General features: G+C 41.4%; 20 protein-coding genes. 4 read left to right on the forward strand and 16 right to left on the reverse strand.

Features of this window, described 5'->3' with window-relative positions; all coding sequences use genetic code 11:
- Window positions 1-9: 9 nt before the first annotated feature.
- Both FFR60_RS02220 and FFR60_RS02225 read right to left on the reverse strand, forming a co-directional pair.
- On the reverse strand, window positions 10-726 hold the full coding sequence (locus FFR60_RS02220) for a nitroreductase family protein (protein ID WP_137662818.1): 717 nt from the start codon (window positions 724-726) through the stop codon (window positions 10-12).
- A 104-nt stretch (window positions 727-830) separates the two neighbouring features.
- Window positions 831-1,355 carry a TetR/AcrR family transcriptional regulator gene (locus FFR60_RS02225; protein ID WP_137662819.1) on the reverse strand — a complete coding sequence of 175 codons (525 nt, stop codon included), beginning with the start codon at window positions 1,353-1,355 and terminating at the stop codon, window positions 831-833.
- Between the two features lie 135 nt (window positions 1,356-1,490).
- Here FFR60_RS02225 and FFR60_RS02230 point away from each other — a divergent pair, with 135 nt between their 5' ends.
- Window positions 1,491-2,309 (forward strand): SDR family NAD(P)-dependent oxidoreductase, encoded by an 819-nt coding sequence (locus FFR60_RS02230; protein WP_137662820.1) that lies wholly within the window; start codon window positions 1,491-1,493, stop codon window positions 2,307-2,309.
- Window positions 2,310-2,401: 92 nt separating this feature from the next.
- Here the strand turns inward: FFR60_RS02230 and FFR60_RS02235 are convergent, their stop codons facing one another.
- Window positions 2,402-3,259, reverse strand: a complete 858-nt coding sequence (locus FFR60_RS02235; RefSeq protein ID WP_088935145.1) for a formate/nitrite transporter family protein — start codon at window positions 3,257-3,259, stop codon at window positions 2,402-2,404.
- A gap of 172 nt (window positions 3,260-3,431) precedes the next feature.
- Between FFR60_RS02235 and FFR60_RS02240 the strand changes: the two genes are divergently transcribed.
- Window positions 3,432-3,866: an OsmC family protein gene (locus FFR60_RS02240; RefSeq protein ID WP_137662821.1), complete on the forward strand. Its 435-nt coding sequence runs from the start codon at window positions 3,432-3,434 to the stop codon at window positions 3,864-3,866.
- A gap of 274 nt (window positions 3,867-4,140) precedes the next feature.
- Here FFR60_RS02240 and FFR60_RS02245 read toward each other — a convergent pair whose 3' ends face one another.
- A complete protein-coding gene (locus FFR60_RS02245; protein WP_137662822.1) occupies window positions 4,141-4,977 on the reverse strand; it encodes a GNAT family N-acetyltransferase in 837 nt (278 codons plus the stop codon).
- A gap of 286 nt (window positions 4,978-5,263) precedes the next feature.
- Here FFR60_RS02245 and FFR60_RS02250 point away from each other — a divergent pair, with 286 nt between their 5' ends.
- Window positions 5,264-5,950 (forward strand): phosphoribosylaminoimidazolesuccinocarboxamide synthase, encoded by a 687-nt coding sequence (locus FFR60_RS02250; protein ID WP_137662823.1) that lies wholly within the window; start codon window positions 5,264-5,266, stop codon window positions 5,948-5,950.
- A 53-nt stretch (window positions 5,951-6,003) separates the two neighbouring features.
- Here the strand turns inward: FFR60_RS02250 and FFR60_RS02255 are convergent, their stop codons facing one another.
- The 8 genes from FFR60_RS02255 to FFR60_RS02290 all read right to left on the reverse strand — a co-directional run bounded on the left by FFR60_RS02255 (window position 6,004) and on the right by FFR60_RS02290 (window position 14,906).
- A complete protein-coding gene (locus FFR60_RS02255) occupies window positions 6,004-6,678 on the reverse strand; it encodes an Mpv17/PMP22 family protein (RefSeq protein ID WP_088935149.1) in 675 nt (224 codons plus the stop codon).
- Between the two features lie 15 nt (window positions 6,679-6,693).
- Window positions 6,694-7,812: an NAD(P)-dependent alcohol dehydrogenase gene (locus FFR60_RS02260; RefSeq protein WP_137662824.1), complete on the reverse strand. Its 1,119-nt coding sequence runs from the start codon at window positions 7,810-7,812 to the stop codon at window positions 6,694-6,696.
- Window positions 7,813-7,860: 48 nt separating this feature from the next.
- Window positions 7,861-8,925, reverse strand: coding sequence for a butyrate kinase (gene buk, locus FFR60_RS02265; RefSeq protein WP_137662825.1), 1,065 nt, complete (start codon window positions 8,923-8,925; stop codon window positions 7,861-7,863).
- Window positions 8,926-8,931: 6 nt separating this feature from the next.
- Window positions 8,932-9,822 (reverse strand): phosphate acyltransferase, encoded by an 891-nt coding sequence (locus tag FFR60_RS02270; RefSeq protein ID WP_137662826.1) that lies wholly within the window; start codon window positions 9,820-9,822, stop codon window positions 8,932-8,934.
- 9 nt (window positions 9,823-9,831) lie between these two features.
- Entirely contained in the window at window positions 9,832-11,172 is a 1,341-nt protein-coding gene (locus FFR60_RS02275; RefSeq protein WP_137662827.1) for an aldehyde dehydrogenase family protein, read from the reverse strand.
- Window positions 11,173-11,314: 142 nt separating this feature from the next.
- Window positions 11,315-11,893, reverse strand: a complete 579-nt coding sequence (locus tag FFR60_RS02280; RefSeq protein ID WP_137662828.1) for a TetR/AcrR family transcriptional regulator — start codon at window positions 11,891-11,893, stop codon at window positions 11,315-11,317.
- A gap of 240 nt (window positions 11,894-12,133) precedes the next feature.
- Entirely contained in the window at window positions 12,134-14,086 is a 1,953-nt protein-coding gene (locus tag FFR60_RS02285; RefSeq protein WP_137662829.1) for a glucosaminidase domain-containing protein, read from the reverse strand.
- A 478-nt stretch (window positions 14,087-14,564) separates the two neighbouring features.
- Window positions 14,565-14,906, reverse strand: coding sequence for a DMT family transporter (locus FFR60_RS02290; RefSeq protein WP_137662830.1), 342 nt, complete (start codon window positions 14,904-14,906; stop codon window positions 14,565-14,567).
- Between the two features lie 230 nt (window positions 14,907-15,136).
- Here FFR60_RS02290 and FFR60_RS02295 point away from each other — a divergent pair, with 230 nt between their 5' ends.
- On the forward strand, window positions 15,137-16,297 hold the full coding sequence (locus tag FFR60_RS02295) for a cation diffusion facilitator family transporter (RefSeq protein WP_088935155.1): 1,161 nt from the start codon (window positions 15,137-15,139) through the stop codon (window positions 16,295-16,297).
- A 35-nt stretch (window positions 16,298-16,332) separates the two neighbouring features.
- On the opposite strand, the gene FFR60_RS02300 is transcribed toward FFR60_RS02295, so the two are convergent.
- From FFR60_RS02300 to FFR60_RS02315, 4 genes are all read right to left on the reverse strand, one after another.
- Window positions 16,333-18,321 (reverse strand): ABC transporter permease, encoded by a 1,989-nt coding sequence (locus tag FFR60_RS02300; RefSeq protein WP_137662831.1) that lies wholly within the window; start codon window positions 18,319-18,321, stop codon window positions 16,333-16,335.
- A 4-nt stretch (window positions 18,322-18,325) separates the two neighbouring features.
- Window positions 18,326-19,087 (reverse strand): ABC transporter ATP-binding protein, encoded by a 762-nt coding sequence (locus tag FFR60_RS02305; RefSeq protein ID WP_088935157.1) that lies wholly within the window; start codon window positions 19,085-19,087, stop codon window positions 18,326-18,328.
- 144 nt (window positions 19,088-19,231) lie between these two features.
- A complete protein-coding gene (locus FFR60_RS02310) occupies window positions 19,232-20,221 on the reverse strand; it encodes a sensor histidine kinase (protein ID WP_137662832.1) in 990 nt (329 codons plus the stop codon).
- On the reverse strand, window positions 20,218-20,898 hold the full coding sequence (locus FFR60_RS02315; protein ID WP_137662833.1) for a response regulator transcription factor: 681 nt from the start codon (window positions 20,896-20,898) through the stop codon (window positions 20,218-20,220). The genes FFR60_RS02310 and FFR60_RS02315 overlap by 4 nt, the downstream gene beginning before the upstream one ends.
- Between the last annotated feature and the right edge of the window lie 104 nt (window positions 20,899-21,002).

Raw genomic sequence — 21,002 nt, forward strand, 5'->3', positions numbered from 1 at the left:
AGGATTTTTCTACTTCAACGTTCCTAAATAAACATAACCATCAGGAGCAGCCGGCGCGCCCTTCGTCATGACAAATTCAAAAGCTTTTCCGCTATGCTCAGTTGCCACCGCCAAATGACAAAGCGCGATCCCCACATCCAGATCCGTCAATTTGTACATCATGCCAGGCAGCCCATTGATTTTTTTCTTGCAATAGACATAGATCACACCATTGTTGGCAACAAAATACCACGGCTGACCATTTAACCCAGAAGGGGCCAAGCGAGCTGCTTCAATTCTCGGATCACTTCCCTCAGAGATTTCCTTTAACGATTTCCGGTCAAAATCTGCCAGCGTTCGACTCACAGGTTCCTCTGGATTTCCAAACGCTATGCCAATAATATAATCCACATCTGCTTCCTTTGGTTTCATCATTCCTAACCAGCGAGCAGCATAGCCCTGAGCAAAAAGAAAAAGATCCACATGCTGAAACAAGAAACCGGCACAGGTATTTTTCAACGGCTGTTCCTTGCCATAGATCAGAAAATAATGCGGCGCCTTAGGAATCGCCATCCCTTTGACCTCCTCTGGCCCTACCAGCTTATAAGTGATTTTCGCGTCTGGTAATAGCGGCTTGACCGACTCAATAAAGCTTTTAATTTCACTCAATTTATTCTCCGGCAGCGGGGGGGTGGAATTAAAATTACGAGTCGACTTGCGGGTAAAAATATTTGAATACAAATCCATATAACAACCTCCTCATTTACATTCATTACTTAAACTATAGGCTCCCTGATCAAGATTCGCAATACAAAATGCAAGCTTCTTTTCTTAACAGTTGCCGGATAAGCTTAATAACGATCTTTCGTTAAATAGCTTAACAAAGCACCCATCTCCGCCAATGAGGTCCCATCATCCTCTGATAACCATGCCTTCCAAACCGCAAAAGTTCCCGAAGTAATGTATTTCGTTTGATAATATTCCAGTCGATTCTTAGGTTGGATAAACAACTCTGTTTGCTTGCTGAGAATATCGAAGAAAATACTATCATACTCATGATCGATCGATTTTTTCAGATCATTTTTCATGACTGAAAAAAATTCCGTAAGAAGCTCAAGCTCCTCCATTTCATTAACACTAGTCTGCTTGACTTTATCAAAGAACGTTTCGAATTTTGGACTATAATATTGCTTCAATACATCTTCAATCGATTCAAAATTTCTGTAGAAGGCCATGCGCGAAACGCCTGCTCGCTTGACGACCTCCATTACAGTCAGTTTGGTATATGACTTGGCTTCAAGTAATTGCAGTGTGGCTTCGGTAATAAAATTCTTGCTATCTTCTTGTAATGAGATTGAATAATTTGTTTTCCCCATAAGCTTCCTCCTTGATCGTTACATATTGATTGATGTGTAACTTATGATGCCGCATTGCTTGTTCTGCGCTTTATTAGATTATATAATCTCATCAAGATCGTTACAAACGTAACCTTCTGGAAGGGGAAATATTTTATGAAAAAAGTAGTTTTAATCACTGGCGCCTCCAACGGAATGGGTTTTGAAGCAGCCAAACTATTTGCCGAGAAGGGCTACTCTGTCGTTGCCGGTGCACGTAGAGTAGAAAAAATTCCCGCTGATAAAAATATCTCAGCAGTCAAACTTGACGTTTCTGATGTCTCTTCAAACGAAGCTTTTGTTCAATTTGCGCTGCAAAAATTTGGAAGAATCGATGTCCTTATCAACAATGCCGGCTATGGAGAATATGGTCCTACTGAGGAAATAAGCTATTCGAATGCCTTGTATCAATTCAAAGTAAACTACTTTGCCGCGGTCAATCTGGCTCAATTAGTTTTGCCCACAATGAGAAAACAGCAATCAGGGCGAATCGTCAATATTAGTTCAACAGGTGGAAATGGCTATGTGCCGCTTGGGGCGCATTATCATGCTTCAAAAGCAGCCCTTCAGCAATGGTCAGACGTGCTGGATACTGAAGTCAGCCAATTTGGGATACGCTCCGTTATCGTCCAGCCTGGCGGAACTCAATCAGCATGGAGTGAGATTGCCATGAAAAATGCCAAAGAGAATCTCAAACCTGACTCCCCTTATAAGAAACTCGTGGAGGGGATCGGAAATATGCTGAATAACATCAATTTGGACGCTACTTCTAAAGAACTCGCTGAAGTATTTTACCAAGCAGCGACCGATGCTAAACCGAAATTTCGCTATTACTATTCCTTCCGCGACCGTATGATGGTATGGACAGCAAGAAATCATCCACGAATCACACACTTTGGGATGAATCAGCTAGTAAAGGGAATCTTAAAGAAATAATCGCCTTTCAACAAATTACAAAAAATAAATCCACGAAAATCGAATTCGATTCTCGTGGATTCTTTTTATCTATTAAAATGGATTACTATTTTCTAATCGACATATTTTGAATCTGTATTATTCAGCCATGCGTAGCCAAGCCCCATGACCAAGCCCCCGCCGACGAAATTTCCAATCAAGGTGAAGAATAAATTGTGCGCTACATTCCCCGCAGTCATTTCAGCGATTGTTCCATGAGAAGAAAAATACGCCAATGAAAAGGCTGGGAAGTTGGCGATCACGTGCTCAAAACCTAAGAAGGCAAAGATGAAGATAATAAAGATGATCGACATCACCTTCGCAGCATCATCCTTCATGCGCAGACTAACTAAGACAGCGGTGTTTACGACGATATTGGCAAACATTCCCTCTACTAAAATCTGACCCGTTGATTTTGTCAGTTTAGAGGCAATCCCTGTAAACATATAGTTATCAGCTTCTAAATGTCCAAAAGGTGCTGTTAGTGATAACAAATACCCGCACAACACTCCGCCGATCAAATTGAACAAAATACAGGTAAACAATAATTTTAAAGCAAAGGAAACCGACATTTTTTTCTTGTATACACCAATCGTGGTGTATAGCATATTGGATGTTCCTAATTCTGCATTCATGAATAAGATCATCACTAATGACCAGCTAAACATGAAGGCATACGCCATTTTTTCCAAACCTGGAATCGCTTCTTGCATGCGGATGGCAATATAAAAAGCAATAGCCGTTCCTAACGCCAAAAATAAACAGGCAAACATTGAACGTACTGCGTAACGAGGCAAACTCGAATTAAACAAATCAATTTTTTTACTGATCGAATACTCCAGCTGGGACATCATAGTTGAGTGAGTTTTCACATGCTTTTCGCTTTCAGTCGCAGGTGTTTCTTCAATTTCCATAAATAAATCCGATTTCATAGGTTTCCTTCCTTCTTGGCCGAGGCCATAATGTAAGGGTATCATACAAGATTTTCATAATATTTTCAATGAAAACTTTGCAAAAAATGAAATATTGAGAAAAATTGCACAAGTTATTTAATTCTCTGAGAAAAAATCGTATGATTAAGGAAACGACTAGGAGGTATTTTTTATGGCAAAGCAACTTTTAAAAGCAGAGGTGGAATCTTTAGGCGGTTTGCAGCTGAAATGCTCCGCTCGCGGCTTCGAATTTATGATCGATGAACCAGAAAATGTAGGCGGTACCAACGAGGCGATGAACCCGCTAGAAGCCCTGCTTTGTTCACTGGGTGCCTGTAAAATGATGGTGGTTCGGTTCTTTTATCAAGCCAAAAAGATCAAGCTGAATTCTATGCGCGTGGAAATTATCGGCGAGATCGATTCAGACCGTCTGAAAGGCAAGCCAGATGTAAAGGTCGGTTTTTCAAAAATCATCACGAATTACTACATCGACGCCGATAATTCCGATGAAGAAATAAAAGACCTCGTAGCCTTTATTGAGAAAACCTGCCCTGTGAAGGATACGATCGTCAACGCTCCGGAAATGGAGCTGCATATCAACCCATAAGAAAGGCTTTGCGAACTCGCTCAGCTTTTGAGCACCAAGTAGGTACTGTTCCACATCAGCTCCAAAGACCAATCGCTGTGTCTCACAGCAATAAGACCAAAATATTTCTAAATTGCTTCTCAAATTTCGAAATATTTTTGCTTATTGCCGATATGCTAGTTCTGCTTAATGCTAATTTAGCAGCAACTGGCTGGGTCACACCGTTGTGTAGAAAAGCTAGTTCGTGAAGCCAGACATGGATATACCCGCTAAAAGAAATTTTAGCGGGTTTTATTTAACAATCCATTTTCATCTCATATTGATCGCAAAAATGATCAAAGCCCAGCTTCTCCAACTCTTCGATCCATGCTTGATCAGTAAAATTAATATTATGCAGGCGAACATCTTGGTAACGCCCGCTTAGGTTGACCATCAATCGTCCTAATTCCGACAACTTTCCTTCGCGTCTGCCCCATTGCTTCACATGCCCATTATCCTTTTGGTAAATAATAAACGCATCGCAATGCTCCGCGGGTCCGGTAAACATGATCAGATAATCAGCAGGAAAGGCCCGTAAAATTTCGGTTCGATTTTCAAACGAAGGTGCATCATGCTGCAAAGCGGACAGTGAGTCCAGCGGAAACTCTGTGATTGGCAGTTCTTGAAAGTCCTCGGTTCCCTCTGCGGTATCTTTTGCATTTCCACGGAAACAAGCATATTCCTTAATGACATCCAAGCCCATTTTTTTGTATGTCGCCACCGCTGGCGCATTGGTTTGGATCACCTCCAGACCATAATAGGCAAAATCATGCTGCGTCAGTAACGCCATGCAAAAATCCATCATTTTAGAATAAAGTCCTTTACGCCGATGGGCCGGAACGACTCCCGTCGCCGCATCAAAGGCCACCTTTTCCCCATTGTATTCTCCCACTGCGTTCAGCAAAACAGCTACTAGCTCATCACCGACAAAGACCCCGCAGGATAAATCATACTGGACATTTTCACTCTGAAAACGATGATTGAGCGCCTCATCTCCCAGCTCCATTTTCACATAGTAATCGGAAAAAGCTTCCCGCATACACGCGGCGATCTTTTGGAACTCTACACCTGATAAATCTTTGATCTCGTACATTTCACTGCCCCTTTCTTTACTCACAACTTTGCAATTTTTCACAGCATACTCTACTATCTAATATATCATGTAAGCGGTTTACTAGGGAAGTTAAATAATTCTCATGACGGAAATGCGAACAAAAAATTGCTTATATGAATTTAGAATCGTATTCCAAACGAAAAACAAGCAAAATCCGAACTTTATTCAGATTTTTTTCGTTAAAACCCGAAAAATCATCGACAGTCAAAATATCTAATGTTATCATTTTTGAAAACACTGGATATTTCAGAGAAGGCGGGAAAACATGAAAGAATTGTACGATGGCAAAACAAAAACAGTCTTACTAGATGAAGAAAATAAGGAAGTCTACTTATTGTTCAAAGACAGCGCAACCGGTGAAGATGGCGTCTTTGACCCAGGCTCCAACACAGTCGGCGGCAGTGTCGCAGGTAAAGGAAAGGTCGGCTTGACTGTTTCCAAATACTTTTTTGAGCTGATGGAAAAAAATGACATCCCTACTCACTATTTAGACGCGGATATCGAAAAAGGTGTCATGAAGGTGCGCCAATTGACAGTACCGAATTTGGAATTTGTTTTGCGTTATTTCACAGCCGGCAGTATGTGCCGCCGCTTTACCTTGCCAGAAGGTCTGCCATTCGACCCGCCTTATTTGGAAGTAACGTTGAAAGACGATGAGCAAGGCGATCCTTTGATTACCGATCGTTTGTGCCAAATGAAAGGTATTTTAAAACCCGGTCAATACGATGAAGCCCTAGACATTTTGACCAAAGTCGGCACCGTCCTTAAAGATGCTTTAGCCGAAATGAACTTGACCTTAATCGATTTTAAAATTGAAATTGGTTATGATGCTGACGGGAAAATGTATGTGGTTGATGAAATCACTCCGGATATTTGGCGCGTCAAAGATGAAGACGGCAATATCCCTAACCAGATCGACTGTGCCCAATTGATCTTAGATAAAATCCAATAAAACAAACAGCCTTTGTCCACTAACTAGACAAAGGCTGTTTTTGATTTTACTGATTAAACGACTTCTTTTTCAGTCATTTCAGCTGAACTGCTGCCCTTTTTCGAAGCAAAGGAAAGAATGATTCCTAAAGCGATCGAACTGAAGGCCGCTACTACTACGCGAACATTCTCCGGTAAGAGAAAGACGATCGTGTGAACCGGAATCCAGAAACAAATCCCGACTTTCAGCCAATTAAAGGTAACAAAGGCTGTCCAATCAATTTTGCCGATCAACCCCTTCAAGCTCACCGGCTCCTTAGCTGCCGATGTTTCGATCCACAGCTCCATGATTCGATGAAAGGTATTCATCGCTGGCGCAAAGGTCAGATTCATGATGCTGCTTCCACAAAAGGCCTGCGCAACAGACACTCCGGCAAACGGCAGCAGCTTCCCTGCTTGCGCCAGACCGGCACCGCCCATAAAGACTGGGAAGACTAATGTCACCATACAACCGATAATGCCCCAAACGATTGCTCGTAAAAAGACTTGCGATGAAAACTGATATTCACCAGCTGCGATACGTTTGCCAAAAAGATCGCCCATCGTGGCTAAAATCGCAAATTGGATAAAGCCGCCGATATAGGGGTGGGCACCGCTTGCCGCTAATATTGGATCTCTAGTCGCAGGTATCACAAAGAGTACCAGTAATCCCGCTAGCAGAAGACCCCAAACAATGTCCCCTTTTTTCATTTTGTCCCCCTCCTATCATTTGGGTGGCTGATACTCTTTGTCCATTACCACAACTGCCTTGATAACCTCACCACTAATGGAATCCGCTTCCGCCTGATTGATGTTTTCGAAATCATAGTATTTAACAAATTGATCGAATGGGAATTCGCCGCGTTTGTAGAACTCGATCAGGTTCGGTAAATGATATTTAGCGATCGTATCCCCGATCAGAACACCCCGCACCTTTTTATTTCCGAATACTAAGTCAAAGAAGGTATTCACTTCAAAGTTTTTCTGCGTCACTGCTAACGGCACGAAGGTCCCAGAGTTGCTGACAGAATGAAGGGCCTTAGTCATCACTGGTCCGACACCGGTTGAATCAATTACATAATCTAACCCTCTGCCATCCGTTAATTCCTTGATGAATGCTTCAGGATCTTCTTCCTTACTATTGAAGATGTGGCTAGCACCTAATTCTTTTGCTTTTGCTAACCGCTGATCATTGATATCGATCGCTACAATTGGATAACAGCCGGCGATTTTCGCTGCCATTACCGCAGAGAAGCCTACCGCACCAGTTCCGAAAATAGCGATGCCTTCTCCAACTCTTGGCTGCAATACGCTCAAGACTGCGCCGCTTCCGGTTCCAAGTCCGCAGCCTAATGGTCCCAGCAAGCGTAAATCAACGTCCTTATCGACTTTTACAACGTTCGATTCTTCCGTCAAACTATAGGTTGAGAAAGAAGATTGGTTAAAGAAGTTATTGACGTCCGTACCATCCTCCGTATGCAAAATGAATTCTCCCTGCGGATTTTTTCCTAAATTATTGACAGTGAACCATTTTTCACATGAAGATGGATGACCTTCCACGCAATGTTTACATTCTCCACAGTAAGCATAAGATAAAATCACATGATCGCCAGGTTCAACTGAGGTTACTGCATTTCCGACTTTTTCAACGATCCCCGCACCTTCATGTCCTAAAACATTCGGGAAGTTGATGCTGTTGCCGTTTCTTTCGCCATAATCTGATCGGCATAAGCCTGACGCTACGATTTTTACTAGGACATCTTTTGATCCGACCTCTGCTAATTCCAACTCGGTGATTTCATATGGTGCTCCTTTTTCCTTTACCAATGCTGCTTTGATTTTCATTCGTGTTACTCCTTTCCCAATTTGAACTATTTTTTTAACTATTTATCGTTAGTGATAATGAAATTGTTTCAGTTCTTCTTCCCCTAAGATCACGCGTTCTGCTCCTTTTGATAAAGCGATCATCTCGTGCTCGCCTGGTACGGCAATAATCGGCGCGATAAAGCCGACTTTTTTCTTCAGCTCTGAGACAACCATTTCCGAATATGCAACACCGCCGGTTAAGGCAATTCGATCCACTGCGCCATTGGTCACTGTTGCTAAACTGCCGATTCCCTTGGCGATTTGATAAATGTAACCGTCATAGACTGTTTTCAATTCCTCATCGCCTGCCAGAATCCGTTCTTCGATTTTTCGTGCATCACTTGTTCCTGCATAAGACTTCAAGCCGCCTTCACGTTTGTAGATCCGCAGCATTTCCTTCAACGAATGCTCATAGCACAGCGGCATCAAATATTTCAACGGCAAACCGCCTGTCCGCTCAGTTGAAAACGGCCCTTCATCGTCTGAGATCAAATCGATCATTTTCCCCTGATGATGAATGCTGATGGTATTTCCTCCGCCTAAGTGAGCCACGATCAGTGTGGCTTTTTGATAGTCAAAGCCTTCTTCCCTTGCAACCTTCATTGCCACCGCCCGCATGTTCAAGGCATGACCAATACTTTTTCGTTCGATTCCCTTCAAGCCTGAAATACGAGCCACCTCTTCAAATTCGTCCACTGACACCGGATCATAAATCAAGGCGATCGTTTTTTCACTGCCCTGTTCTTTGATCTCATTGGCCAAAATCGCTCCTAAATTGGAGGGATGCTCGATTTGCGTCACGTTCTTCAAATAATCGATCATCTCATCATTGACTTCATAAGCGCCAGAAGTCACCGGCGGCAAACTTCCGCCGCGACCAGCCACAGCGTCTAATTCCTTGGGATTGATCCCTTCCTTTTCCATAAAGGCTAATAAGATGTCTCGCCGAAATTCCATTTGATCAACGACGTTTTGAAATTTTCGTAATTCCTCTGTCGAATGAGAGATCCCCTGTTCCTTGACGATCTCTCCATCCACATAATAGGAAACCTTGGTGGATGTTGATCCGGGATTAATTGCTAAAATTTTCATCTGCTCTCACCTCTTGCTGCAATACATAGCGACTAAAATCGAATAGGCTTTTTCCTCTTCCGTCGAACCACGCGACACCATAACGATCGGTACACTGGCGCCCATGATCAAGCCAGCCATCTTCGCACCGGCCAAAATCGTCAAGCTTTTTCCTAGAACATTCATCGTGGTAATGTCTGGCCCTACCACGATATCTGCGTCACCTGCAACGGGACTTTCATAATGTTTGATCGCCGCTACTTCTTTGCTTAACGAAAGATCTAACGAGATCGGTCCATCAATGTAGCAGCTGTCTGGTGCTTCCTCTTGCATTTCCAACATGATTTCTTTCGCTTCCACACTTGAGGAAATCTTAGGATTGACCTTCTCCGCCGCTGCCAATAAACCAACTTTTGGTTTTTTGACCCCGATTTTGTTCATGACTTCGATCCCATGCTGAATCAAAATTTTCTTGTCCGCTTTGCTTGGCGCTGTGACCATTCCGCCATCGGTCGTCAGCAGTAACTTATGATAAGCGGGAATTTCATTTAATGCGACATGGCTCAGTAAACCGCTGGTAGCGATGCCTTTTTCACGATCCACTACGGCTTTTAAGAAGGTTCGTGTTTGGATGTGCCCCTTCATTAAAAAGTCGATCTCATTTTTGCGAACCATTTCCACGCCGATAGCAGCACACTTTTCCTCAGTATCTGCGGAAACTATTCGGGCAGAAAAATGATGCTCTGTTAAAATTTCGTTTATTCTCGTCTCGTCACCAATCAAGATCGGTTCTAAATACTCTCGAACCTTTTCGTTAAAAACCGATTGGATCGTAACCTCATCATTGGCACAAACGACTCCGATGCGAATTTTTTGTTCACTAGCAAAATTGGCGAGTAATTCATCAAATTTTTGCATGCCGCTCACCTAATCCCATGGATGCCCATCATGTTTTGGCGGAATCGGCATTGCAACCCGCGAGATATTGATTAAATGGGTATAGGTCAAGTTTTCCGAAATAATATTATTGCCCCAAGAGCCGCAGCCAAGTGAAACAGTTGGATTCAATCCGTTTGCTGGCGATCCGCCTGCGTCAATGGTTGGCTGATTAATGACTACGCGGCTGACTGGCAGCACTTCTCCTGCATAAATTTGATGCTCTTTCGTATGACTGAACAAGCCAGCCGAATGTCCCGCGCCTTCCAACAATAGATTTTCACGGGCAAAAGCAACAGCCTCTTCAAATTTATCGTAGCTCTTCAACGCTAGAACTGGTGCCATTTTTTCCTTGCAGAACAATTCTTCCTTGCCGACTGCCTCAACTTTCACAGCGATAATCTGGCTATCTGCCGGAATTTCCACACCAGCTGCATCAGCGATCACTTTTGGATCTTGTCCGATCATGTCTGGATTGGCTTTTCCTTCAATAAAGAGTGTGTCGCGCAATTTAGCCAAATCCGCTTCATCGGTAATGACTGCTGCTTGTTTCCCTCGTAAAGCTTCAAGAACTTCCGCTTCTTTTTCTACTGGGTAGAATAAGCTTTGCTGGCAGGCACATACGATCCCATTATCAAAGGAACGACCAATCACAGATAATTCTGCAGCGGCTTCCACATCAAAATCACGATCCAAAATCGCCTGCACATTTCCCGGTCCTACGCCATAAGCTGGATGTCCGCTTGAATAAGCCGATTTCACCAAGCCTGGACCTCCGGTAGCTACGATCAAGTCGACTGATCTCATTAATTCCTGTGACAATTCAATACTTGGCTCTTCAATGACTTGCAATAAATCCCGGGGCGCTCCCACACTAACAAGTGCTTCTCGCATCAGTTCAATTGTTTCCTTAGTCGTTTTCTTCGAGCGGGGATGCGGTGAAACGATCATCGCATTTCTGCCCTTCAATGCCATTAAGCCATTACCTAACGGGGTGATCGTTGGATTTGTAGTTGGCGTTACTGATCCGATCACACCTCTTGGATGGGCGATCTCAATCAAGCCTTCTTCAGGAATTTCTTTAATGACACCTACAGATGGCTTATCCTTTAAACTAGCAAAAATATTAGTTGCCATGCCTTGGTTTTTACCGATCTTGTGATCCAAACGTCCCAAACGAGTTTCTTCGATCGCTAACTTCGCTAACGGTTCGGCTTGTTCAAAAACTGCTTTTGAAATCGTATAAAGCATCTTATCTACTTGCGCCTGATCATAGCCACTGATTTCCTCCATTGCGACACGTGCCCGTTCTACCATTTGTTCAATTGCCATTTTCTTAAGCCCCTTTCATTTTTACATACATCCGTGTATGTATCTTACAGCTCCAATATACTCACGTTATGAAAGCGCTGTCAATTAAGTGAAAAAAAGAACTTGTTCGCAAAATGCTGATGCGAACAAGTTCTTCTTTTTTTTAAACGTTTCTAAAAATAATCGAAATACTGCGGCCGATTGCTTCCGGCGTGTAATTTTTTGTCACCTCATCGGGGGTTCCCGAACCATACATACCCTCGAAATAATTGTATAGCATACTAGAAACAGCAGAAGCGTCATTCTCATTTAGCCCTTCTTTTCTCAAGCCCTCTAGAAAAAAATCATATAAGCGAGCGCGTGTTTCGCGAAAATTTTCTAGCAGCTCTGTAAACTCGGGATAGACCTCCAGCGTTTTTAGCGATTGCTGCATAAACTTGAAGCCCGTTTGGTTTTTTGATGGAACAACCAGTATCCGCACGACTTTTTCCTCAAAGCTCAGCTCCTCGCTAAGCATGATTTCGCGTTTTTCGGCCTTGATTTTCTCGATCGTCATGCGCACGACCTCACCGAAGATCTCTGACTTATTTTTAAAATGCCAATATGCAGCACCACGGCTCACATTTGCATCTTTTGATATTTTGTCTAAAGAAGTATTTTCAAATCCTACTTCATAGAAATTTTGAAACGCGGTTTCCAACAAACGTTGTTTCGTTATCAAGCTGTCCTGTTTTCGTTTCATTGTCATCTCTCCCGTTTTAAAAAAACAAAATCAACCCTATTTCAGCTCATTTTGAATTTTTTCCAATTTCCCTCGAAATTTCACAAAATCTCAGAGTTTGTGAAATCCTTCTTTTCCTCACTTGCTAACAAATCAAGTCCTGATAAAAAGAATACGATTCCATTTTCACATAGTTTAGCCTTTTTTTAAAGAGAAAAAAGCTGCCAAGTTTTCACCTAGCAGCTTTGGCTTGTTCAGTTGCTATTTCATTGGAGGAATAATCGCCAACAGACCATTGCTTAATGTGACATAAATTGAAGCAGTTGTTGGAATGGTTTCATTCACCGTCTTCTTCGCAGGTAAAGCAGTCGCTGCTAAAGCGATCAAGCTGTCGCCGCGGAAAAGATTGACAAAGTGCTTCGTTGACATCACTTGCGGAACCCGCGGATTATTGATGATGCTTGCAATCAATTTTGATTGAATCTCATCATTAACAGTCACCGTTTTTTCTGTTGCTTTGATTTCAGGTCCGGTCGTTTTCTCTTTTGCTTCTTTCGCATGATCGAACTCTGTTAAATCATAAGCTTTGATGATCGCATTCAATTTTTCTGCGTATTGTTTATCTGTCGCGTAACGTCCTTGTAAATGTTTGGTTGCATCTGTGTATGATTCGGTCTGATCTTTCCACGTTTCTTTGTAGAAGTCAGCATTGCCTGAGATGCCTTTTTTGATCAATTTTGCGTAATCCTCTAACGATTCTTTATAGGAAGGATATTTTCTAAACTCAGCACTGATTTGGAAGCTTGCGCCAACATTATCCTGTTCCAAGGTTTGGAAAGTCACACCTTGATCTTTATATTTTCCTTTGATCCCAAACAAATTGTAGTTTGGTTCGCTGGCTAATGCACTATTTCCTGATCCACTTTCCAAAATCGCCTGAGCGATCATTACTGAAGAATAAATGCCATTCTTCTGTCCGATTTCACGAGAAATTTCACCGATTTTCTTGACGAATTGATCGGTCGTTTGATTTTTATTAAAAATGAACGGTGAATTCGTGCTGTATTCACCAAAGGCATTCGATAATGAACCGGTTGCTTTTGGTAAACCGGCGATGTTCACCCGAACCGCGAAGGTTGGTGTGAAAGCCCCGATACTGCCGATCTTAACCACATCACCCGGTTGTGGTGCATGGATGTATTGGCCATTGCCAATATAGATTGCAACGTGTGTCGTTACACTCGTTGGCGCACCCCAGAATAATAAGTCACCAGGCTGAGCTTCGCTGACAGGGATTTGAGTTCCCGCATATTGCTGATCACCTGTCCATCCGCCGATGTTATGCCCGGTTGCATTCGCATAAACCACGTAAGCTAGGCCTGAACAGTCAAAAGCGTTCGGTCCTTTTGCTCCCCAAACATACGGTTTGCCAAGATGACGGTAAGCCTCTTGTACGATCGCCGTTTGAACTTCATTACTGAATGTTGGTGCAGCTTGATTTGACGGCACACGAACATCCGCAGCTGCTCCTTCAGGCTGACGAGCGGCAGCTGGCTGCTCTTGAATCGCTGATGGTGTATTTACCGCAGGTTTTTGAGCCGTTTGGTTATTGGAATTGCCAGCAGGTTTATCTTTATTACCATTATTGCTGTTACCAGTATTACCGCCAGGTTTTTCCTCAGGTTTTGGCGTTGGTGTCGGTTTAGAAGGTGTTGATGTTTCTTCTTTTACCGTCTCTAGCTGAATCGAAACATCTGCTTCCGGCATCTTAAATACACCATTACCTTTACCACTGGATATAATCGGTGCCTGTGTCGCCGTATTGATGACTTTGACCTCTTTCAATTTAACCTTCTCAGGCAATGTCACTGTGTAGTTAACATCTATGTTCGCTACTAAGCCATTATCTGATGCATATTGGAAACTGATTTGAGCACCATTTGCATCGCTGAAAGTATTATTGGCGAAAGGATTTCCATTTGCTAATAAATTGTATTGTTTAGCTGGTTCGGGTTCAGGTGTTGGTGCGGGTGTCTCAGACCCTCCTGTACTTTCTAAAGTTGAACTATCGGTTGATTGTTGACTTGATGAGTTCGCAGTAGAGTCACTAGCAACTGTTCCACTTTCTTCGGCAAAAACCTGTTGTGAAGCTAAAAGAGTCGGGCCAAATAAAGTTCCTAAAGCTAATAAACTAACTATCTTACTATACTTCACTTCTATTCCTCATTTCTAAAGTAAATATATTTCCATATATAATTATTTTCCTTAATTACTTACTATAATATCATTAATTTAAAAGTATGTCTAAGGAGTTAGCCATTGTTCATAAAATCTTCAAAATTATCAGAAAAGAAAAAAAGTTTAATTAGATTTAAAATTAATTTTCCTTTCCAAAACATTGATAAATCAACGTTCTCTCTTAAATAAAACTAAAAAACAAAAAATATTTTTCCAAAAAACATTTTGTCTCCCTCTCAGCGGGAAAACAATTTATTTAATATAATATTAGAAAAATGGGATGAATTTATTCTTTAAAATAAACATTTTTTATAGATAAACATACGCAAAAAATTAAAATAATCTTGGATTATCTGTGATTAACTGATAATCCAAGATTACATACCATTTGAACACTTCTATATAATAAAAATGCAACGAGCCTAAATAGCTGACTATTTAGGCTCGTTGTCCACTAAACTTTCTCTTTTACAATTTTTTCCATCAGTTTTGAAATTGATCGTTCATGGAAATGTGTCATGCGGACACTCTCACCATTTTCTGTGCGCCAAATTTTATTTTCATAAAAACCAACACTGTCTCGTTTCCCATCCATCAGCTCTTTCGCGTAGCCCAGTACAAGGCGAATCGCCTCACGGGTAGGCTCATCACTTTTGAAATACCCCGGATAGCTGCGCAGGTATTCATCTAGATCACTATTATGGGATACTTTCCAGTCTTCGATGAAATCTTCTAATGCGGTGACGACATTGCTCGTTTGAATTTTCCATAATGTTATATCTACCTGATTTTCCATGATCATACCTCCATTATTGAATCTCTTATCATTTATTATAAAGTGTTTTCATTTTAAATGGCTGAGATATCCGCAAATTTTCTATTAAAAAATCTCGAAATAGATCTTAGGGTTTTCGGTAAACTTTATCTATTTAAAGTTTACCTCTTTTTCGAACAGTGGATTTGACTTCTTATTGTCTAGGATTTCAGTTATACTAGTAGTAATTGAATGATAAGGATGATTGTTTTATGCTGACATTTTTGATAAATAAAATTACAGAGCGTTGGAAGGGAAATAAACGAACCAGTGTTGGAATTTTGGCAGGAATCTTAGGTTTGATCTCAAACCTGATACTCTTCCTTGCCAAATTTTTTATTGGCTCGCTTTCAGGAAGTGTCTCGATCATGGCGGACGCGATGAACAACTTATCTGATACCGCCTCTTCTTTTATTACTCTCGTCGGTTTTAAGATTGCCGGCAAACCAGCCGATGAAGATCACCCCTATGGACATGAACGCTTTGAATATATCAGCGGCTTCGTCATTTCCATTTTGGTGACCTATGTCGGATTTCGCTTTTTAGATAGTTCTTTTGTTAAGATACTGCATCCAAGCAGTGTGCTGCTTTCTCCAATTGTTTATATTGTTTTGAGCCTGTCGATTTTAATGAAGTTTTGGCAATCTTATATGTATCGCAGATTGGGACGTGAAATTAACTCCGATACCTTAAAGGCTACCGCCCAAGATAGCATCAATGATGTCTATACTACCATCGCCGTTCTGATTTCTGCGATCATCGAATGGCTCAGCGGCTGGCGTATTGATGGCTATATCGGATTTTTGATTGCTCTATATATTATTTATTCAGGGATCAAAATGATCATGGGCTTTATTAACGATTTGATGGGGGTTCGTCCTCGTGACGAAGAAGTTTTGGCGATTCGCAAGCACTTGGATAACTACCCAGATATCATCGGCTATCATGATTTGCTGATCCACAGCTATGGACCCAATAGTGTTTTTGCTTCTGTTCATATTGAAGTGAACCAAGACTGGAGTCTGCCTCACGCACATGAGGTGATCGATACTATCGAATATGATGTAAAACAAAATTTGGGAGTCGACCTTGTTTGCCACCTCGATCCTTACCCAATCGATGATCCTGACTTTAAACGAATCGCTCCTGAATTAAAGAAAATTTTGAAAGACATTCATCAACAGCTGCGGTTTCATGATTTGCGGGTAGATAAAACGACCACACCAGAAACGATCCATTTTGACTTAGTAGTTCCAGAAGATTTAAAGAAAATCACAAATTCGCAGCTGCAGGACCAAATCAGCAGCCGTTTCATTACCCAAAGCGAACCAGCTAAACTAAGCATTACCTTTGATCGAACCTATTTGTTATAGCAAAAAAGCATTGGTCGCAATGACCAATGCTTTTTTTAGCTCTTCCGCTCAACTAATTGATAATAGCTGCGGGCGGTCAAGCGATAGACGATAAAGTAGAGAATCGCAAAAACAATTGTAACGATCCCGCAAATCAGCAAGAACAACTGCCAATTTACCAGACCAAACAAAACGAGCAGTTTCCGAATGATTGGAAAAGCAAAGGCTAAATGGATAACTGCGATTAGCAGCGGGAAAGAAAACACCATTAATACTTGACTGCGAATCGTCTTTTTTACCTCTTTGTGCCCCATTCCCACCTTCTGCAAGATTTCAAACCGTTCACGATCATCCATCCCTTCAGAGATTTGCTTGTAGTAAATAATCAAGGCCGTAGCCAAAATGAATGTCGCCCCAAAGATAATTCCTAAGAACATAAAGCCCGCAGTAATCAAGCGATTTTCGGAGACAAAGGTTGCTTTATCATCAAAACTATACTGTCCTTCACCTAATCCCTGCTGCAGCTCGTTTCGCAATGTCTGAGCAAATTCGATCTGTTTCTTTTCTCCCCTCACCTCAATATTGAATAGAAAATTATACTTAGGAAGTCGATCCTTAGTATCAGCGTCTTTTGAAATCCAGCTATTCAAACAGCGATCAATAACATTTTGATTTGCCATGACTACCACAAAGGAATCAGTTAATTCAACTTGTTGATTGATTCCAGGAAAATCATTGATTCGTTTTTTGATTTTGAAACTTTGATTTTTAAATTTTAATTGATCTGATTTATGATCGCCGCTGACTGGATAGAAGTAGATCTCATCTTCATTCAATTTCGGCTTTTCCTTCGTTTGTTTTTCGTATTCCTTTGCTGTCATAAAAAGCATCATAACAGCAGTAGAAGATCCCGCACTATAGTAACCATTCAAGTCCATATATTTATAAGAGTCAGCCTTTGGAGAAAACATAATACTTTGTGTCGTTGTCAAATAGACTTGGTCTTTGATTGGCACCTGCTTTTCAGCGCTGACCTTGCTGATGATTTTTTTTACTTGCTCAGGCTGAATGTTGGTTTTAATCGCAATATCTCGTGAATAACGCGACTCCTCAACATCCTTCTTGCCGAGATAAAGACTTGTCGTAGTCGCTACAGTAACTAACACCATCGTTGATAGAATACAGATACTGGCTAGTCCAGCCGCATTTTGCTTCATTCGATACATCATGCTTGAGACGGAAATGAAATGGTTCGTTTTGTAATAAAAGCGCTGATTTCTTTTTAGCAGCTTTAACAAGGCAATGCTTCCAGCAGTAAATAAGAAATAGGTACCGAAAATTACTAAAACGACAGCCACGAAGAACAAGTTCAAGGCGTTCAATGGCGATTCGATCGTCACAGCAATCCAATACGCACTAACTATACAGACTAAACCTATGATCGCTAACAGCCATCGTGCTTTTGGTTCCTGCTCCCCTTTTTTGCCGCCTTGTAAAAGTGTGATCGGATTTGTTCGCTTAATCTGCAAACAATTGATCAAAAACAGTAAGAAGAAGATCGCCGCAAACAGCATTGTAACGAAGCCTAAACTTTCAGGCATGATTTTAAAAACAAAATCAGCTCCAACCCCGATCATGCGATGCAACACTAGAAAGGCTAATTTCGATAAAACTAAGCCTGTAATCAAGCCGCTGACAATCACGATTAAAAAACTAAACAAAGATTCCCAGACTAATAGCTGATAAAGCTCGCGTTTGCCTAGTCCTAAGATATTGTAAAGGCCCAGTTCTTTCTTTCGCTGCTTCAACAAGAAACTATTCGTATAAAAAGAGAAGATCACAGTAAAAATTATAATAATGATGTGCCCTAAGCCAAACATTGCACTCGCGGAACCGCCGCCGGGTAAAGAACGCATCCCATCATTATTCACAATAATCTGGGTCATCGTATTAATCGCCACTAAAAACAGCATCGAGATCAGAAACGGCAAATAGCCGCGATGATTTTTTCTTAAGTTGGTAAAGGCTAGTTTTCCATAGAACATTCTGCTACGCCTCCTTTGAAAGCAAGGCCGTCAATGTCTCGTTGATCGTTTCCAGAAACTCATAGTTATCCTTGTTCCCACGATATAGCTGATGATACACTTGACCATCCTTGATAAAAAGTACGCGGCGCGCATGGCTGGCTGCGATCGAACTATGAGTCACCATTAAAATCGTCTGTCCATTGTGATTCAAGCGTTGAAAAATTTGCAGCAGCTGTTCCGAGGTTTTTGAATCTAAAGCGCCCGTCGGCTCATCAGCCAATAGCAGGTCCGGATTGGTAATGATCGCTCTTGCCACAGCCACCCGTTGTTTTTGACCGCCGGATAGTTCATAAGGATATTTTTCCAATAGTTTTTCAATGCCTAACGCCTTTACAACTGGTTTAAGCTCGTTCATCAATTGTTTGACCGGCGTTTGCGATAAAACCAACGGAAGTAAAATATTGTCCTTCACGGAAAAAGTATCTAATAAGTTGAAATCCTGAAAGACAAAACCTAGATGATCGCGCCGAAAAGCGGCAGCGTTTTTCTCCTTGATAGTATTCAGATCCATCCCATCTAGTAAAATCGTTCCCGCAGATGGTTTGTCTAAGGTCGCGATCAAATTCAGCAGGGTACTTTTGCCTGAACCTGATTCTCCCATGATCGCTACATAGTCACCCTTATCAACTGATAGATCAATATTGCGCAATGCTTCTACAGGCATTCCTTTGAATTGAGTTTGATAAACTTTTTTGACGCTTTCAACTTTTAATAGTTCATTCATTCTGCATTCCCCCTAATTCTTTTGAAGTAGTCGGTCACTAACCAAAATACGTCTAGTTAATTCCTCTACTTCATCATAGAATCTTGCCTGTAAAAACACTACTTACGAAAATAAATCCAAACTTACAATTATGAAAGTTTGGATTTATTCAAAAGCGGAAATTTCTTCTGGAAAGACGATTGTGACCGTCGTCCCCTTTTTTACCTGTGACTCAATATAAAGGCGGCAGCCTAATTTTTCGGCGGCCTCTTGACTGAGATACAGCCCAAGTCCGCTCGCTCTTTGCTGCTCTCTGCCATTTATACCAGTGTAGCCTTTTTCAAAAACCCGCGGCAAATCTTCTGATCGAATCCCTATTCCGGTATCTTGGATCGTTAACTGATTGTCAGAAAAAGAAATACTGATCGTGCCGTTTTCCGTATATTTGATCGCGTTAAATATGACCTGCTCTAAAATAAAAATCAGCCATTTTTGATCGGAATAGACTCGCCCTTCGAGATTTCCCAGCTGCAAGCTTAAATCCTTTTGGGAGAAAAAGGTCGCATATTTTTTTACGACTGATTTTATGATCTTTTCTATCGATAATTGTTGAAAAACCAAATCTGCCTGATCTAGATTTTGGCGCATATAATTTAAGATCATTTGCAGGTATTCATTGATTTTGAAGACTTCATTCTTCATTGTCCGCGGATCTAGCTGTCCTGATTGGATCAAGAGGTCTAATGCCGCCACCGGTGTTTTGATTTGATGCAGCCATAAGCCGAAATCATCCAGCATCGCTCGTTGTTTTTGCTGCAGCTCTTCCTGCTCCTGATTTTTATTTTCTAAAACTAGCCGCAATACCTTCTGATAGGTCTGTTCACTCAAAGTCGCTGCTTTCGGCAGGAAAACTAAATTGCTTAATTGTAAATCCTTGGTCGCTAACAGCTCCAATTGTTTCTGTTTGCGAAACGAGCGATAAAAGGACACGAGTGAATAGACTACCAACACGAACGCCGTAAACAACCAACCATCAAAAAAGGGCGCGAAACTAAACTCATAAAGGTAAAAGGTCAAAAAAATCAGACCCCAAAAAACTAGATACATCCCATAGATAATTCGTCGTTCATAAAGAAAACTTTTTACTAATTTCATCTTTTTCCCTCTATTAAATAACCCTTGTTTTTGACCGTTTGAATCAGACCATCGATTCCAAAATCCTTCAGCTTTTTGCGCAAGCGGGTCAGGTTGACTGCCAATGTATTATTATCAATAAAATCATCGCTTTGCCAAAGCGTCTCGATAATCTGCTCCCGCGGAACAATTTGCCCTTGTGTCGCAAATAGAACACTTAAAATCCGCGATTCATTTGGTGTTAACGGCAAGTGATCAGTTGGTGATTGAATCTGATTAATCGCCGGTACAAACTGATACTCGCCAAAAGCATAAGACAGCTGCTGTCCGTATTGATAACTGCGCCGCAATAATGCCTGAATTTTCGCCAATAAGATGGTCAGCTCAAAGGGCTTCTCGATAAATTCATCCGCCCCCATATTCAAAGCCATCACCTGATTCATTTGATCCTTGGCCGAGGACAGAAAAATGATCGGTACTTCAGAAACCTTTCGAATCTCCTGACACCAATAAAAGCCGTTAAAATAGGGTAAGGAAATATCCAGAATTACTAAATCCGGCTGCGCTTTTTGATAATCATCAAAGACATGCTGGAAATCAGTTGCGACAGTGCAGTCCAGCCCCCACTGCGTTAAATGCTGCTGGATTACCGAAACGATCGTCGCATCATCTTCTACTAGAAAAATTTTATTTGTCATTATAGTTCCTTCTACTTTTTCTTTTTATTATACTAGAAAATTATCGCCTTTCGCCAACTATCTTGGGATAAAGCTTTCGCCAGAAAAAAAGAGTCTCCTGAATG

This window comes from Enterococcus hulanensis, from assembly GCF_005405485.1.
GTDB classification, from domain to species: domain Bacteria; phylum Bacillota; class Bacilli; order Lactobacillales; family Enterococcaceae; genus Enterococcus_A; species Enterococcus_A hulanensis.